This window comes from Lactiplantibacillus sp. ME-2 (genome assembly GCF_022549155.1).
Classification (GTDB): Bacteria; Bacillota; Bacilli; order Lactobacillales; family Lactobacillaceae; genus Lactiplantibacillus; species Lactiplantibacillus plantarum.
Genome location: NZ_JAKZEQ010000049.1, coordinates 1 through 15,298 on the forward strand (window position 1 = coordinate 1; position 15,298 = coordinate 15,298).

At 42.8% G+C, this 15,298-nt stretch carries 13 protein-coding genes; 11 read left to right on the forward strand and 2 right to left on the reverse strand.

Features of this window, described 5'->3' with window-relative positions:
* The 6 genes from MMY95_RS13835 to MMY95_RS13860 all read left to right on the forward strand — a co-directional run.
* Positions 1-935 (forward strand): galactokinase (locus MMY95_RS13835; RefSeq protein ID WP_241277731.1); only part of this gene is annotated, 935 nt, incomplete at its 5' end.
* A 64-nt stretch (positions 936-999) separates the two neighbouring features.
* A complete protein-coding gene (galE, locus tag MMY95_RS13840; RefSeq protein WP_003643060.1) occupies positions 1,000-2,004 on the forward strand; it encodes a UDP-glucose 4-epimerase GalE in 1,005 nt (334 codons plus the stop codon).
* Complete coding sequence (locus MMY95_RS13845; protein ID WP_003643059.1) at positions 2,004-3,467, forward strand: UDP-glucose--hexose-1-phosphate uridylyltransferase; 1,464 nt, start codon at positions 2,004-2,006, stop codon at positions 3,465-3,467. Before galE ends, MMY95_RS13845 begins: the two co-directional genes overlap by 1 nt.
* A gap of 133 nt (positions 3,468-3,600) precedes the next feature.
* A complete protein-coding gene (locus tag MMY95_RS13850) occupies positions 3,601-4,608 on the forward strand; it encodes a LacI family DNA-binding transcriptional regulator (protein WP_003643058.1) in 1,008 nt (335 codons plus the stop codon).
* Positions 4,609-4,846: 238 nt separating this feature from the next.
* Complete coding sequence (locus MMY95_RS13855; protein WP_016511055.1) at positions 4,847-5,293, forward strand: helix-turn-helix domain-containing protein; 447 nt, start codon at positions 4,847-4,849, stop codon at positions 5,291-5,293.
* Positions 5,290-5,889, forward strand: coding sequence for a Fic family protein (locus tag MMY95_RS13860; RefSeq protein ID WP_011102179.1), 600 nt, complete (start codon positions 5,290-5,292; stop codon positions 5,887-5,889). Before MMY95_RS13855 ends, MMY95_RS13860 begins: the two co-directional genes overlap by 4 nt.
* 133 nt (positions 5,890-6,022) lie before the next feature.
* On the opposite strand, the gene MMY95_RS13865 is transcribed toward MMY95_RS13860, so the two are convergent.
* Positions 6,023-6,922 carry an AraC family transcriptional regulator gene (locus MMY95_RS13865; protein ID WP_225442961.1) on the reverse strand — a complete coding sequence of 300 codons (900 nt, stop codon included), beginning with the start codon at positions 6,920-6,922 and terminating at the stop codon, positions 6,023-6,025.
* 220 nt (positions 6,923-7,142) lie between these two features.
* Here MMY95_RS13865 and MMY95_RS13870 point away from each other — a divergent pair, with 220 nt between their 5' ends.
* The 4 genes from MMY95_RS13870 (at position 7,143) to MMY95_RS13885 (ending at position 13,357) form a co-directional block, all read left to right on the forward strand.
* The gene (locus tag MMY95_RS13870) at positions 7,143-8,420 is read left to right on the forward strand and encodes an MFS transporter (protein WP_104796014.1); all 1,278 of its coding nucleotides are present in this window, start codon (positions 7,143-7,145) and stop codon (positions 8,418-8,420) included.
* Positions 8,421-8,449: 29 nt separating this feature from the next.
* Positions 8,450-10,027, forward strand: coding sequence for a family 78 glycoside hydrolase catalytic domain (locus tag MMY95_RS13875; protein ID WP_053267486.1), 1,578 nt, complete (start codon positions 8,450-8,452; stop codon positions 10,025-10,027).
* Positions 10,028-10,041: 14 nt separating this feature from the next.
* Entirely contained in the window at positions 10,042-11,322 is a 1,281-nt protein-coding gene (locus MMY95_RS13880; RefSeq protein WP_053267487.1) for an MFS transporter, read from the forward strand.
* A 76-nt stretch (positions 11,323-11,398) separates the two neighbouring features.
* Positions 11,399-13,357, forward strand: coding sequence for a family 78 glycoside hydrolase catalytic domain (locus MMY95_RS13885; protein WP_053267488.1), 1,959 nt, complete (start codon positions 11,399-11,401; stop codon positions 13,355-13,357).
* Between the two features lie 94 nt (positions 13,358-13,451).
* On the opposite strand, the gene MMY95_RS13890 is transcribed toward MMY95_RS13885, so the two are convergent.
* Positions 13,452-14,462 carry a LacI family DNA-binding transcriptional regulator gene (locus tag MMY95_RS13890; protein ID WP_024002281.1) on the reverse strand — a complete coding sequence of 337 codons (1,011 nt, stop codon included), beginning with the start codon at positions 14,460-14,462 and terminating at the stop codon, positions 13,452-13,454.
* Positions 14,463-14,708: 246 nt separating this feature from the next.
* Here MMY95_RS13890 and MMY95_RS13895 point away from each other — a divergent pair.
* The coding region (locus MMY95_RS13895; protein WP_241277732.1) for a beta-galactosidase at positions 14,709-15,298 on the forward strand (590 nt) is incomplete at its 3' end.

The following is a 15,298-nucleotide window of genomic DNA, read 5'->3' on the forward strand; positions in this document are numbered from 1 at the left end:
CGTTTGATGTCAACGACCTTTCATATGACAAAGCCGCTGGTTGGACAAATTATCCTAAGGGAATGATGGACGAAATCGCGAAGACCGGCGTTAAATTCGATCATGGTTTTGATTTCTACGTCCATGGCAACATGCCTGATGGTGCTGGATTATCATCATCTGCGTCAATTGAGTTATTAACTGGAATCATGTTAAACACTGGTTTTAATCTCGGTATTAGCCAATTAGATCTTGTTAAGATTGGTCAAAAGTGCGAAAACAACTATGTTGGTGTTAACTCCGGGATCATGGATCAATTTGCTGTTGGAATGGGTAAAAAGGACCAAGCAATTTTACTTGATACCAACACCATGGACTATTCTTATGCACCCGTAAAGTTAGGCAACAACGTAATCGTTATCATGAATACGAACAAACGGCGCGAATTGGCGGATTCAAAATATAATGAACGCCGCTCCGAATGTGAAGAAGCATTACGCCGATTACAAACTAAGTTAGACATCAAATCACTTGGCGATTTAACTAACGATCAGTTTGACGAAGCGGCCTACTTAATCAATGATGAAACCTTAATCAAACGTGCCCGGCATGCCGTTTTCGAAAATCAACGGGCCATTCGCGCAACTAAGGCCTTGGCTGACGATGATTTAACGACCTTTGGCGAATTAGTGACGGCTTCCCACGTTTCACTACACTTTGACTATGAAGTGACTGGGAAAGAATTGGATACGTTGGCCGAAACAGCTTGGAAACAACCAGGCGTGCTTGGTGCGCGGATGACTGGTGCTGGCTTTGGTGGCTGTGGTATTGCCATCGTTGATAAGGACCAAGTCGATGCCTTTAAGGAAAACGTCGATAAAGTTTATCGCGACACGATTGGTTACGACGCTGATTTCTACATTGCTGAAATCGCAGACGGCCCTAAGGAACTTTAATAAAAGAATTGATTTAAAATACAAATTAGCAGTAAGCATTGAGAAATATTGAGGAGGAATTAGAATGGCAGTTTTAGTTTTAGGTGGTGCCGGCTACATCGGTTCACACGCAGTTGATCGGTTGGTTGCAAAGGGGTATGACGTGGCGGTTGTTGATAACTTGGTCACGGGGCACCGGGCAGCAGTCAATGAACACGCGCGTTTTTATGAAGGTGATGTCCGGGATACGGTGTTCATGAATACCGTGTTTGACCAAGAAAACGTTGAAGGTGTCATTCATTTTGCAGCTTTCTCAGTTGTTCCTGAATCGATGAAGGATCCGCTCAAGTACTTTGATAACAACACGGCAGGGATGGTTAAGTTGCTCGAAGTGATGGCTAAGCACGATGTGAAGAAAATCGTCTTCTCATCGACCGCAGCAACTTATGGTGAACCTAAGCAGGTGCCAATCAAGGAATCGGACCCACAAGTGCCAACTAACCCATACGGCGAAAGTAAATTAGCGATGGAAAAGATCATGCACTGGTCAGATGTGGCTTACGGGATTAAGTTCGTGGCCTTACGTTACTTCAACGTGGCGGGGGCTAAGCCTGACGGCAGCATCGGCGAAGATCACGCACCAGAAACGCATCTCGTCCCAATTATTTTACAAGTAGCTGCTGGTGAACGGGATCAATTACAAATCTTCGGTGACGACTATCCCACTCCAGACGGGACCAATGTTCGGGACTATGTTCACGTTGTCGATTTAGCTGATGCACATATCTTAGCCTTGGAATACCTAAAGCAGGGGCACGATAGTGATGCGTTTAACTTGGGTTCTTCAACGGGCTTCTCCAACAAACAAATGTTGGACGCTGCTCGTGAAGTCACTGGTAAGCCAATTCCAGCAATCATGGCACCACGCCGCGCTGGTGATCCAAGCACATTGGTTGCAGCTAGCGACAAGGCACGTACTGTTTTAGGTTGGACACCTCAGTATGATGATGTGAAAGAAATTATCAAGACGGCTTGGACTTGGAAAGAAAGTCATCCGGCCGGCTATGATGATCGGGGAGGCCAAGCATAATGACGAGTTTGGATCAATTTGTCACGGCGGTGATCGCGTCGCCTTCGCAATATACTGAATTAGATCGAATCTATGTGCATAACCGGGTTCTTGGTTTGGTCGGCGAGGGTGATCCGATTGCGGCAAGCGATGACCAATTAACAAGTTTAACCGATGCCTTGGTTAAAACGGCGATTCAAAATGGCAAGATCGAAGCGACCCAATCGGATGAAGATATCTTAGCGGATCAATTGATGGATCTTGTGACCCCGTTACCATCCGTATTAAACCAACGTTTTTGGGATAAGTATCAGGTTAGTCCGCAAACGGCAACCGACTATTTCTTTAACTTAAGCAAAGCTAATGATTATATCAAGACGCGGGCCATTGCGAAAAACGTGGTCTTTCCAGCAAAAACGCCATTTGGTGACTTAGAGATTACCATCAACTTATCAAAGCCTGAAAAGGATCCTAAAGCGATTGCGGCAGCGCGTAACCAACCGCAAGATGGCTATCCACTTTGCCAACTATGTATGCAGAATGAAGGCTATCTAGGCCGGCTCGGTTACCCAGCACGGAGCAATCACCGAATTATTCGGTTAACACTTGGTGGCAATACTTGGGGTTTCCAATATTCTCCATATGCTTACTTTAATGAACACTCGATTTTCTTGGATCAAGAGCACCGGCCAATGGTCATTAACCGGCAAACTTTTACCAACTTACTTGAAATTGTTCAGCAATTTCCACATTACTTTGTGGGCAGTAATGCGGACTTGCCAATTGTTGGTGGTTCAATGCTGTCACACGAGCATTACCAAGGTGGTCGGCACGAATTTCCAATGATGAAAGCGCCAATTGCACGCACGATTGACTTAGGTATCGCGGGTGTTAAGGCTGGGATTGTTAAATGGCCAATGTCGACGATTCGGCTGACGAGTCAGGACTTGGTTGCATTAACGGATGCCGCTGTGAAGATTCATGAGACGTGGAAGAATTATTCGGACGAGAGTGTGGATGTTCGTGCTTATACGGATGGCACACGTCATCACACAACGACACCGATTGCACGCAAAGTTGGCGATGACTACGTATTAGATATCGTTTTGCGTGATAATCAGACGTCTGCTGAATTTCCAGATGGCATCTTCCATCCACATCAGGATGTTCAACATATCAAGAAGGAAAATATTGGCTTGATTGAAGTGATGGGCCGGGCCATTTTACCAGCCCGGTTGAAGACCGAATTAGCTGAAGTCGGCAAATACTTGTTGGATCAGCCTAATCAAATGGTCGCGATGCATCAAGCATGGGCTGATCAATTGAAGGCCACTAATACCATCACCGCTGACAATGTGACGACTGTCATTGATACGGCGGTCGGCAACGTCTTTGCCCGGGTTCTGGCCGATGCTGGGGTCTTTAAGTGGGATGACGCTGGTGAGGCAGCCTTTGATCGTTTTGTCGCAGCAATGCACGATTAAGTTGTTAATCAAATGAAGACGTGGGGCAACGGGGTGTTGCAGACGCGATTTACCGACGAGTCATGATTGGTGAATAGTGTCACGCCCAGTTGCCCCACGTTTGTTATTCAGTGCTAATTAAGAGAAAAGAGGAATGACGATGGCCGTAACGTTAAAAGATATTGCGCAACGAGCAGATGTCTCATTGGCGACGGTATCGCGGGTCTTAAATTATGACAAGACACTATCAGTGAGCGAGCAGACACGCAAGCGCGTGTTTACGATTGCTGGCGAGCTGCGGTACAGTAAGCGTAAACGTCAGCATATAAAGGCGCTAATGCGGAAAAATATCGCTGTGATTCAGTGGTACTCTAAGATTCAAGAACATGATGACTTATATTATTTAGCGATTCGTAAAGGAATTGAGCATCAAGCTCAAGTGTGTGGTTTTACGACGACTAGTATCTTCCAGAATAATTTAGATCAGGTTGGCGATGATATTGATGCAATCGTGGCGGTGGGAAAATTTAGCCCTGTTCAAGTACAACAGTTGAGTCGTTTGTCAAGCCAGCTTGTTTTTGTTGATGACGATCACTTTGCTCAGGGATTCAGCAGTGTGGTGACTGATTTTACGTTTGCTACTAACCGCGTCGTTGATTATTTTTGGCGGCGTGGTATCCGAGATATCGGCATGATTTATGGCAAAGAGTGGTCCACTGATCAGCAGGTGGAGATTCCCAATCAACGTCAGCAAAGCTTTGAACAGGCGTTGCAGCGGCATCATGCCTATCATGCTGAGTATGTATTAGCTGGTGATTACACTAGTCAATCTGGTTATCTGATGATGAAACGGGCCATTGAAATGTTAGGTGACCGCTTACCACACGCTTTCTTTATCGCTAATGATCCGATGGCAGCCGGTGCGCTCAAAGCGTTACAGCAAGCTGATATTGCTGTGCCACAGCGGGTCAAGTTGTTTAGTTTCAATAACACGACGCTGGCCGAATATGTGTATCCAGAGATTAGCTCGGTCAATGTTGAGACTGAACTGATGGGAAAGACGGCCATCGATTTGTTGGTGAGCCGATTCCAAGATGATCGTCAAGCAGCCCAGCGCATTGAACTGGGAACGACGTTGGTAGAACGTGAAAGCACCAAATGAAATCATCGAGTGTTCGTGAAATTTGGCAGAAATATCGTAATTAATTAATGTGCCACCCGATTGTTAAAAAGTGGTGCATGACTTTGATGGGCACTGGTTGGTATTGAATAGCGCACGTGAATGGGTTGATTGGTCATGCTACTACTTTCTGATTAGTTGGTCTGTTTTGCTAAGGTGTGAGGCCATAATAACGACAATTGTACCCTTCAAGGGTATAGTTGTGAGTGAGGTGATGAAAATGAAAACAACTGCCACAATCCTTAAGGAGATTCGGCAACATTACCAAATTAGTCAGGCAAAGCTGGCAAAGTTACTCAACACCTCGGTTAGAACGGTGCAGCACTGGGAACAAGCGGACTACCAACCAAGTGGCACCGCGGTACGTTTGATTCAGATTTTGGCTACGGACGATGCGGTGTATACCGCACTGACAAACCTCGAGGAGGAGAATACGATTATGTATTTAGAACACGATGATCAGAAGTTCACCATCATGGGTGTGCAGTTTCGGAATCAAGAGGAATACCGGGCGACCATGAATGCAATTATCAGCAATATGTATGAGGGTTTTGAGCCGACTAAGGAAGATGTTCAAGACGCTCGTCGTTTCTATGACGAAGGCCCGATTAGCGCACAAGAGATGCTAGCAAGAATACGTACTTCGACCAATCGTAAAGCCGAATGAGAAAGGTATGGGCGGACTACCTACAACCAAACGGTATTTTGAAAAATCGCTTAGGCATTACTGAAGCGGCTACTTTGCAGAAAATTGAGTACAAAGTGAGTACGCAACGGCAACAGCAATTATCCCGCAATCACTATCTTCTGCCAGACTCTCATCAATTGACAGGACGTCAAATTGGAGAGCTAAAATTGATCAATGGGTTTTTGCTCGGTGAAATTTACGACTGGGCCGGTCACTATCGCGAAGTTGATTTCAACAAGACTGCGAATGGCGTGGTGACGTTTTTCCACCCGGTGGCTTTATTTGGTAATGCTGAGATGGATATTCAACGCCAACTCGATAATTTTGCGATGTTACCGAATGATCGGGAACAGCTTGCACAGGCGTTGGGACAAGTTGTCACCGAAATCAACATGTTTCATCCGTTTCGGGAAGGTAATGGCCGCACGACGCGGCTGTTTACTGAGGTTTTGGCTTGGCAGCATGGTTTTGACATCAACTATACCCAGGCACAGCAGGATGCTTACATGCAAGCGTCAATTCAAGATGATGCTGAGATGATGGCACAGGTGTTCCTGGAAGTACTAACCAAATAGATCAATTATTGTTAGTCGTGATACTAAGAATGGTCTTAAATTAAAACAACAAGTGCACTCGGAAATTTCTAATCTGAGTGCACTTGTTGTTTTAGTTTAGTGAGATATATGACGTTTGTCGCAGCGGTCAATTTTACTGCTTGAGTGGGCCACTAACTTTTCGTTTATATTCGGATGGGGTGGTCTTTAGGTATTTTTTAAACAGACGAAAGAGTGATGAGGTGTTTTGATATCCGATGATGTCGCAAATGTCAGCGAGTGTACAGTTAGTTTTGATCATCAGATTTTGGGCAGCAGAAATTCGGCGGCGGTCAACAAGTTCTTTAAAGGTCTTGCCCGTCGCTTCTTTTAATTTGTTACCCAGATAATTCGTATTATAAGAGAACTTGGCGCTGACATCACGTAATGTCACGCTGGCGAAATTCTGATTGATGTACTGAATGATTGGCAAAAGATTGTCGTCCGTATTGTCAGAAAAGTTAATGTATTCTTGCTCAATCGATTGCGATAATTCAAGAATTAATGTAGATAGCAGCAGGCCCATTGATTTATTACGTTGGCGGCTCTTTGTAAGGCCCTTGATAATTAAACTTTCAACTAAATTGATGGCAACTTCTTGGTGTGTTAAGTCAAACAGAATAAAGTTGTTGTGCAACGTATTGATGTGGGATGCATTATATAAAAATTGAGTGATTTCATTGGTTGAAACGGCAATATAGTCGAAAAGTTGGTTCATCGTTGAGTCATTCTTGAGCAAGATGTTAATCAAAATATCATTACTGCCCGTTGATTCAATTTGCTGAACAATGTCTTTATCCATCAAAATTAGGTTGTGCTGATGGAGGGTCACTTTTTCGCCATTAATATACTGAGTACAAGTGCCAGCATACATATAATTAAGCTCAATAAAGCTATGCGTGTGAGCTGGAACATAGGAAAAGCGATTATTTTTGGTAACAGCAATATCACCGTGCTTAAAAAAATCTGAGCGGGGCATCTGGGGAATCGGATTATTCACATAGTCTAAGTCCATGTAGTTAACGTTACCATGTGATTGGCGTTGCTTTAGCTCAGCCGGTGTCAGAGCAAATAATTCGTAATTGAGAAATTTACTAGTCATTAATACTAACCTTCTTTAATATTTATCGTTTAGTACAACCTGTGATTTTGCACGATCATTCATGTAGTTGAGATATGGTACCCCTTACAGTAATCGCTTACAATATTCGTATAAATAAAGGGAGGTTCTTCATATGAATAACGGCGAGACGTCAACTTCAATGGTGAAAAAATATCGGCCATTAGCAGTAGCTGCAGGAATTGGTTCCATTCTAGGATCAGGAATTATCGTTGGCTTATCCGCGACTATTACAGTGTGGCAGAACGGACTAGGTCTTACTAACAGTCAAGTTGGTATTATTTCAGGTGCACTAACTTTTGCAATTGCAATTGGATCCTTATTAGCAGGACAGATAACAAAATCTTTTGGTCTAGTTAAATCGTTTAATTGGTTAAACCTGATTTATGCGATTGGCGCCTTGATCTGTGTTTTCTCGAATAATTATATCATGCTTTTGATTGGCGTCATCATTACCGGGTTAGCTTCGGGTGCTGATTTACCAATTAGTTTAACCGTAGTTTCGCATGATGCACCGGATGATAAGACCTCGGCTAGTTTAGTATCGTCGACGCAAATCTTCTGGCAAATTGGGGTTTTCATGTCTTATGTTTGTGCCTTTATTGTTTCTAAAATGGCCGGTGCTTCCGGTGCTCGGATTGTTTTTTCGATTTTAGCAATTTTTGCCTTGATTACTTGGGCATGGCGGACTTTTTCAACTAAGTTCCGAGCATTTCATGAAGAAGGTGAACAACGGCGTATTGATCGCGAAGCAGCTTCACAGACAACAGAGAAGGTCTCGATTAAGACGGTCTTCGCTGGTGCCAACAAGGGACGCTTTATGGCATTCTTCTTCAGTATTTTAATCTTCTATGTTTGCTGGAATCTACTGGCCAATACGTTCGGACAGTTTCAAACGTTTACGCTGGTTCAAGCACATGCGAGTCAAAGTTTCGCAACTGGTGCTGGGATAGTCCTAAACTTTATCTCGTTGTTGGCAACCATGGCTTTTGCATCAGTCGCTGGGGGTAAGTATCGTAATAAGTTCTTCTTAGTTGGGATTACCGTTCAATTTTCGGCAATGCTCGGACTAGCAATGAGTAGTCATTCGTTATGGCCAATTGTCATCACGATTGGCTGTTACAACATTGGGAATAATATTGCTGGTGAAGCGATGTATAAAGTTTGGACACAGGAAGCATTTCCAGTTGAAGTTCGGGCATCAGTTCAAGGATTTATTAATGGCTTTTCACGGGTATGTTGTGGCCTATTTGCCTTAATTACACCTGCGTTAGTTGTGCCATCAGCAATTCGTAACACGATGTTTGGGTTCGCTGCCATTGTCTTTATTAGCTTTGTAGCAGGGCTGACAATGATGCGATTGGAAAAGAAACATGGTATTAATAACTTTTAAACAAAGTATTTAGAAAGCGAGTGGAAGAGATGGCGTTTACTTTTCAAATCAATAATGATGTTCAATTTCGGCATAATCAAGCATTATTAGACAAGTCGGCAAGTTATCGGCCAATACTGAAAGAAACCCAAGTTAAGGCGGCATCGATTGTGGCGCTCGAGCGTGATACGCAATACCTTGAAGGATGGGGTGTCAAACAAATTGCACCTATTGAACGATTATCAAGTTATGAGTTGAAACGTGACAACCAAATTATCATAGATTTTGGCGATCATCAGGTTGGTCAATTTAGTATTAATATTAACGCTGTTGGTTCACCAATGGATGCACCACTATGTTTTAAGATTAAGTTTGCTGAAATGCCTGCAGAATTAGCACGCAAGAGTGAAGATTACGACGGTTGGTTGAGCAAATCTTGGATTCAAGAAGAAACTGTTCACTTAGATGTGCTGCCAACCACGCTGACGTTACCACGACGCTATAGTTTTCGTTATGCTGAGATCACAGTTGTTGATACGTCACCAAAATGGCGAGCTGTTTTTAGCAATCCAGTGGTCACGGCGACAAGTGCGGTAGACACTGCGACAGTGCATCAACCGGAATTAGCCGATGCACAATTACAACGGATTTATGAGGTTGGCTTGAAAACATTAGCTGATTGTATGCAGGATGTCTTTGAAGATGGACCAAAGCGCGATCGGCGATTATGGATTGGTGATCTTCGGCTACAAGCATTGGCCAATTATGCAACGTTCAAAGATACAGATCTGGTCAAGCGGTGTCTGTATTTGTTCGGTGCGATGCCTACAACGGCTGGCCGGATTCCTGCCAATGTTTTTACTAAACCAACGGCAGTTCCAGATGACACCTTCTTGTTTGATTACAGTCTATTCTTTATTTCAATTTTGGCTGATTATGAGGCGTTTAGTTCTGATAAAACAGTTTTGAATGATTTATATCGTGTTGCTAAAAATCAAATGGATTTGGCGTTGGCACAAGTTACTTCTGAAGGTAAATTGAAATTGACTGAAGAAAATCCGGTTTTCATCGACTGGTCAAATGATTTTGACAAAGAAACGGCTGGGCAGGCCATTATTATTTATACGCTAAAACAATTTATTACGCTTGCGGAACTGGTTAATGATACAAGCTTAGAGACCTATACAGCGATACTGCGTAAATTAAACCAGTACGCTAAAACTCAATTGTTTGATTCGCAATCGGGGTTATTTGTCTCAGGGGATCAGCGTGAAGTTAATGTGGCAAGCCAAGTGTGGATGACACTAGCACATGTTTTGAATCCTGAGCAAACCACGGCGCTTATGCAAACGACCGTCACGAAACTGTTTCCAATTACTGGTATTGCAACGCCGTATATGTATCACCATATTACGGAAGCATTATTTGAAGCAGGCTTAAAGCAAGAGGCCGTCCAATTAATGAAAGATTATTGGGGCAAAATGGTTACGCTAGGTGCGGATACTTATTGGGAAGCATTTGATCCTAATCAACCTGATTATTCGCCGTATGGGAGTCCCATTTTAAATAGTTATTGTCATGCTTGGAGCTGTACACCGGTGTACTTGATTAATAAGTACCTCGTTTAGGAGGAGTGTCTGCGATGGTTGACGAAAAAGTAAAGCTGAGTAAAGCAAACGTACTCTTAATAATTGTTGCTGGTCTAGCTTCCTATATGGATGCAGCGTTGCTCGTTAGTCTGGGAGTAGCGCTACCTATCTGGACAAAATATTTAGCACTGAATAGCTGGATGGTCGGACTACTAAGTACTATGCTGACGGTTGCGGTTGCGATTGGTTCATTTGTGGGCGGCTGGCTGTCGGATAAATTTGGCCGGGTCGCGGTGTTTAATGCTGATATCTTTTTTGTCGCGATTGGTTCGTTTGTTATTGCGATTGCACAAAATACGACGATATTGATTATTGGTGTTGTGATTGCTGGTTTGGCCTCTGGTGCTGATTTACCAACGTCATTGGCGGTTATTTCGGAACGGATGTCTAGTAAAGTTTATGGTCGGGCAATTTCTTCAACTCAGATTTTTTGGACGATGGGCATTTTGTTGTCACAGTTTATTGGTTTTATAACTGCTAACAGTGGTATGGGAAGCCCGGCAGCCTTATTTGGTTGGATTGGATTAGTGGCAATTATTAATTGGTGCGTGCGGGTCTTTTCAAAGCGTTTTAAACAGATTGAAACAGACTTAGTTGACCATGAACATGTGGACTGTGCATCTAACGGTCAATCGGTTAAGAAGTATCGATTAGGTCAGCTATTGCGAACAGGTGGTTTGTTAGTACCAATGATTCTACTAACTGTTTTTTATCTATTTTGGAATTTGCCGGCCAATACGTGGGGGTCATTTGTTAACTATTTCTTAGTGACTGTTGATGGCCGTACGCAAGCCTATTCGACAATCGTGGCATTAATTGCCAATATCGTGTGTCTGTTAGTTAACCTGATCTATTTAAAGGTTTCAGACACTAGGTATCGCTACCGAGTGATGTATTTAGGTATTGCCGTAGCATTGCTTTCCTTTGTGACTGCAGGGATCTTTAGTGATGACTGGCAGATTTTCACCGTTGTTTATATTTTCTACTCTGGTAGCACAGTATTATGTGGTGAGGCCCTTTATAAAATTTGGAGTCAGACTTTCTATCCAGTGGATGCACGGGCAACGATGACGGGCTTTTCTTATGGCTTAGTTCGGGTGCTGACCGCTGCTTTCTCACTAGTAACGCCAACATTAATGGGATATTCGCCGCAACTCTTATTATGGATTATGGTTGGATGTACGGTGCTATTCGGTGCCTGTGCAGTGATCATTGTCGCTATTATTAAGAAGACCGGTTTAAAAGACCCAACGATGAAAACGGTTTCTGAATAAACTGATTAATATTACTAAGAATTAAAAATGTAAGCCGGGCATTGCCGGGCTTATTTATTTAAAATCAAGGAGGATAATGCTCATGTCAAAAGAGGCTGTTTGGTTATGGTATCCTGGTGATTTTGAAATCCACCAAGGAATGTTACAAAATTTTAAACGTGAAGAACGTGGGATGGGTTGGCCTGCCTATTGGTATATTGATGATTGCAACCGTAATGTTAATTTTAAACGGCACTATGATTTAAAAGAATCCACACAATTTACAGTACTCGCCAAAGGAACGGGCTATGTTGATGTTAATGGCACTAAGTATCGCTTAAATCATGCGATTAATTGTGATGCGGGTGCGACTGATATTCAAGTGTTTGTTGGTAACGTTCAGGGATTGCCGACAATTTATATTGTTGGTGAGATTATCAAATCTGATAGTGGTTGGCTAGCTAGCAATTTTGTCACCACATTACCCGCTGGTCACGATATTCTCTACACTGACCGTAACCAGGATCCTAATGTGATTGAATATCGGACAGAAAAAGTAGTGGCCAAAGCACAACAAGCAGTTGATGGTGGCGTTTTATATGATTTTGGTCGCGCTGTGAATGGAACTGTCACAGTCAAAACGAATGGGCCAGTTACACTATGTTACGGGGAGTCCGAAACTGAAGCACGGGATGTTGAGATGTGTTATTACAAGCAGTCGGACGTTACAGCTACAACAAAGGTTCGTAAACGTGCGTTTCGATATGTCTTTGTGCCTCATTGTCAGTTAGGTGACATTGAATTAACTGCTATGCACGAATATATTCCTAAAAATAATCCCTCCAGTTTTACCTCTGATAATAAGTTGATCAATCAAATTTGGAATGTAGCGACGGAAACGTTAAACCTTTGCAGTGACTTGTTCTTTATCGATGGGATCAAACGTGATCGGTGGATTTGGGCTGGTGACGCGTACCAAGCTAATTTTATCAATCAATATTCTTTCTTCAACGAAGATATTGATAAACGGACGTTATTAGCGTTGCGTGGGCAAGATGATATTAAGCAACATATGAATACAATTGTTGACTATTCCATGTTGTGGGTGATTGGTGTTCTAAATCATTACCAGATGACGGGTGACCGTGAATTTCTCAAAATTATTTACCCTAAGTTAGAGAGTATGGTGCAATACTTTATTCAACAGACAAATGAGCATGGTTTTATTTATGGTCGGAAAAATGACTGGATCTTTGTCGATTGGTCAGAAATGGATAAACAGGGTACCGTGGCGGCTGAACAAATCTTATTACTTGAAGATTACAAGACAATTATGACTTGTGGTGAGGTCTTAGGCAAAGATGTGGCGGGCTACCAAGCGAAGTATGACCAGTTGTTTAAGAACTTAATGAAATACTTTTGGGATGATGAACAAGGAGCATTTATTGATAGTTATGAATCGGGTAAGCGGCACGTTACTCGTCATACTAATATTTTTGCCATTTTGTTTGACGTTGTTGATGAGAACAAACAACAATTAATTTTAAAGAATGTTTTGTTGAATAATGCGATTACTCAAATTACCACGCCGTATTTTAAGTTTTTTGAACAAGATGCTTTATGTAAGCTGGGGGAACAACACCGTGTTTACCAAGTTTTATTAGACTATTGGGGCGGCATGTTAGATCGCGGGGCCGTGACCTTCTGGGAAGAATTCGATCCGTCGCAGCATGGCAAGGATATGTATGCCATGTATGGTGATCCCTATGGTAAGAGCCTGTGCCATGCCTGGGGAGCCAGTCCGATATATTTATTAGGTCGTCATTTTGTAGGATTACGGCCCACGGCTCCAGGATACCAGACTTTTGAGATCAAGCCTGAGTTATCAGAATTTCATCATTTACACACCGTGTTACCCATTAAAGGCGGTACCGTGACTGTCGTAAAAGATCAACACCAACTATCAGTCACTGCTAGCCGAGCTGGTGGGACATTGATTGTGGATGGGCAAAGACAATCTTTGGAACCTAATAGAACTGCGGTGGTCCCAGTGTAGCCGTCATTATTTTAATGGGTTAATTTAGAAGACACTTTTGGTATGCGCTTGTTGAAGCAAGTGCATACCAAAAGTGTCTTTGATTTGTGTCAAACTATGATTTATTCGTCGGTTTCACAAAACTTTTCCGATAAATTAATTTAGCATCAACTAATACCATGCGCTTCTGTGAACGGTCAAAAATAATCGTATCTTTCAATGTTGTGATAGCCTGTGCGGCTAAGTCGTCTGTGTCAATATGGAAAGTCGTCAATGGTGGTGAAACGTAGCGCGCAATGTCGATATCGTTAATACTAATAATTGCGGTATCAGTGGGGACTGTGATTTTGTTTTCATTGAAAGCCTGTAAGACACCCACGGCCAACGGATCTGAACCGACTAAGAACCCTTTGGGCAATGCTTGTTTACTCAACGATTGCACGACTTGTTGTCCCAAGCGATAGCCACTTGCAACGGAGAATTCACCACCAATGAATAGAAACCGCGAATCAAATAGTTGTAACTCGCGTAGCCGACTTTCAAAGTATTTTTGGCGCGGATCTTGTTGATGGGTGACTTGTTGATCTTTATTCCAGTAGCCGCCGTTAATGAGACCAATGGGCGTATCACCTGCGGCTATCAATTGATCGATGGCTTGTTCGGTAATTGCTTGGAGGTTAGGCTGTACCGAATTGAAGTGATGCGGGTCTGGATTGGAATCAACGAAGATTCTGTGGGGTGTTAGCTGGCGCAATTTATGGAGCGCATCAGAATCGAATTCGCCAACTGCCATCACACCGTCGATGTCGTGGGGAATGTGGTCGATATCCGGATAAAAGGTGAGCTTTAAATTAGCCTGTTTTCCGTGTTCAACGAGACTCTGACGCAAATTACTGAAATAAATATCTTCAAGTTCTTGTTTTGGTTGGACAGCGAAGATTGTAGCTACCTGATAGGCAAGGCCGTGAGTGGTGTTTGGTTGTTCGTAATTCAAGTTTTGAGCAGTTTGTAGTATTTTTTTGCGAGCGTGATCCGAGATTGAAAATGACGGATCATTATTCAACAGCCGTGAGACGGTTGCCGGTGAATAGCCCGCTTTAGCGGCAATTTCACGAATAGTCGGCACAGTGGAAGACTCCTTTCGACAAACAAGTTACTAAACAGATGATTACCAGAGTTAAAAAGCTTCACTTATAATAATACGCTTTCATTAGCGCTAATAAAAGCAGTAATGAATATAAACAAAACGTAAATAGTGTTTACTGATATTTAGTAATTATTTTAGTAAAACGGGTTACATTCGTAAATGAAAGCGCTTATCATAAGAGCTGTTAAAGCGTAATTAAGTTGATAGAAGTGAGGGTGCGTTTGAATGTCCAATCCATTAAAGACAACAGAATTTTTGCATGGTGGTGATTATAATCCAGACCAGTGGCTTGACAAACCCGAGGTGATTAAGCAGGATTTTAAAGCGTTTAAGGCTGCTAAGTTAAATACGGTGACATTGGGAATCTTTGCTTGGGACAAGTTAGAGCCTGCTGAGGGGCAGTATGATTTTAGCTGGTTAGATCAAATTTTCGATCGTGCCGAAGCCCAAGGGACTAAGATCATTTTGTCGACGCCAAGCGGGGCTCGTCCACGCTGGTTAGCTGAGAAATATCCAGAAGTGTTACGTGTCAATGAACACGGACAGCGAAATCAATTCGGCGAGCGACATAATCACTGTTACACATCGCCAGTTTACCGAGAAAAGGTTCAAATGATTAACCAGAAGTTGGCGGAACGTTACGGTCAACGATCAAGCTTGCTGCTATGGCATATCTCTAATGAATATGGCGGTGCTTGTTACTGTGATTTGTGCCAGCAAGCCTTTCGTCATTGGGTTCAAAAAAAGTATCAAACGTTAACCAATTTGAACCATGCTTACTGTGGTGCTTTTTGGAGTCACGATTATACAAGTTG

Excerpts from the sequence above, each read along its gene's own strand:
- MMY95_RS13855 (WP_016511055.1), top strand. The coding sequence starts at position 4,847 with ATGAAAACAACTGCCACAATCCTTAAGGAGATTCGGCAACATTACCAA.
- MMY95_RS13865 (WP_225442961.1), bottom strand. The coding sequence starts at position 6,922 with ATGGACTTAGACTATGTGAATAATCCGATTCCCCAGATGCCCCGCTCA.
- MMY95_RS13885 (WP_053267488.1), top strand. The coding sequence starts at position 11,399 with ATGCTCATGTCAAAAGAGGCTGTTTGGTTATGGTATCCTGGTGATTTT.
- galE (WP_003643060.1), top strand. The coding sequence starts at position 1,000 with ATGGCAGTTTTAGTTTTAGGTGGTGCCGGCTACATCGGTTCACACGCA.
- MMY95_RS13880 (WP_053267487.1), top strand. The coding sequence starts at position 10,042 with ATGGTTGACGAAAAAGTAAAGCTGAGTAAAGCAAACGTACTCTTAATA.
- MMY95_RS13870 (WP_104796014.1), top strand. The coding sequence starts at position 7,143 with ATGAATAACGGCGAGACGTCAACTTCAATGGTGAAAAAATATCGGCCA.
- MMY95_RS13845 (WP_003643059.1), top strand. The coding sequence starts at position 2,004 with ATGACGAGTTTGGATCAATTTGTCACGGCGGTGATCGCGTCGCCTTCG.
- MMY95_RS13850 (WP_003643058.1), top strand. The coding sequence starts at position 3,601 with ATGACGATGGCCGTAACGTTAAAAGATATTGCGCAACGAGCAGATGTC.
- MMY95_RS13860 (WP_011102179.1), top strand. The coding sequence starts at position 5,290 with ATGAGAAAGGTATGGGCGGACTACCTACAACCAAACGGTATTTTGAAA.
- MMY95_RS13875 (WP_053267486.1), top strand. The coding sequence starts at position 8,450 with ATGGCGTTTACTTTTCAAATCAATAATGATGTTCAATTTCGGCATAAT.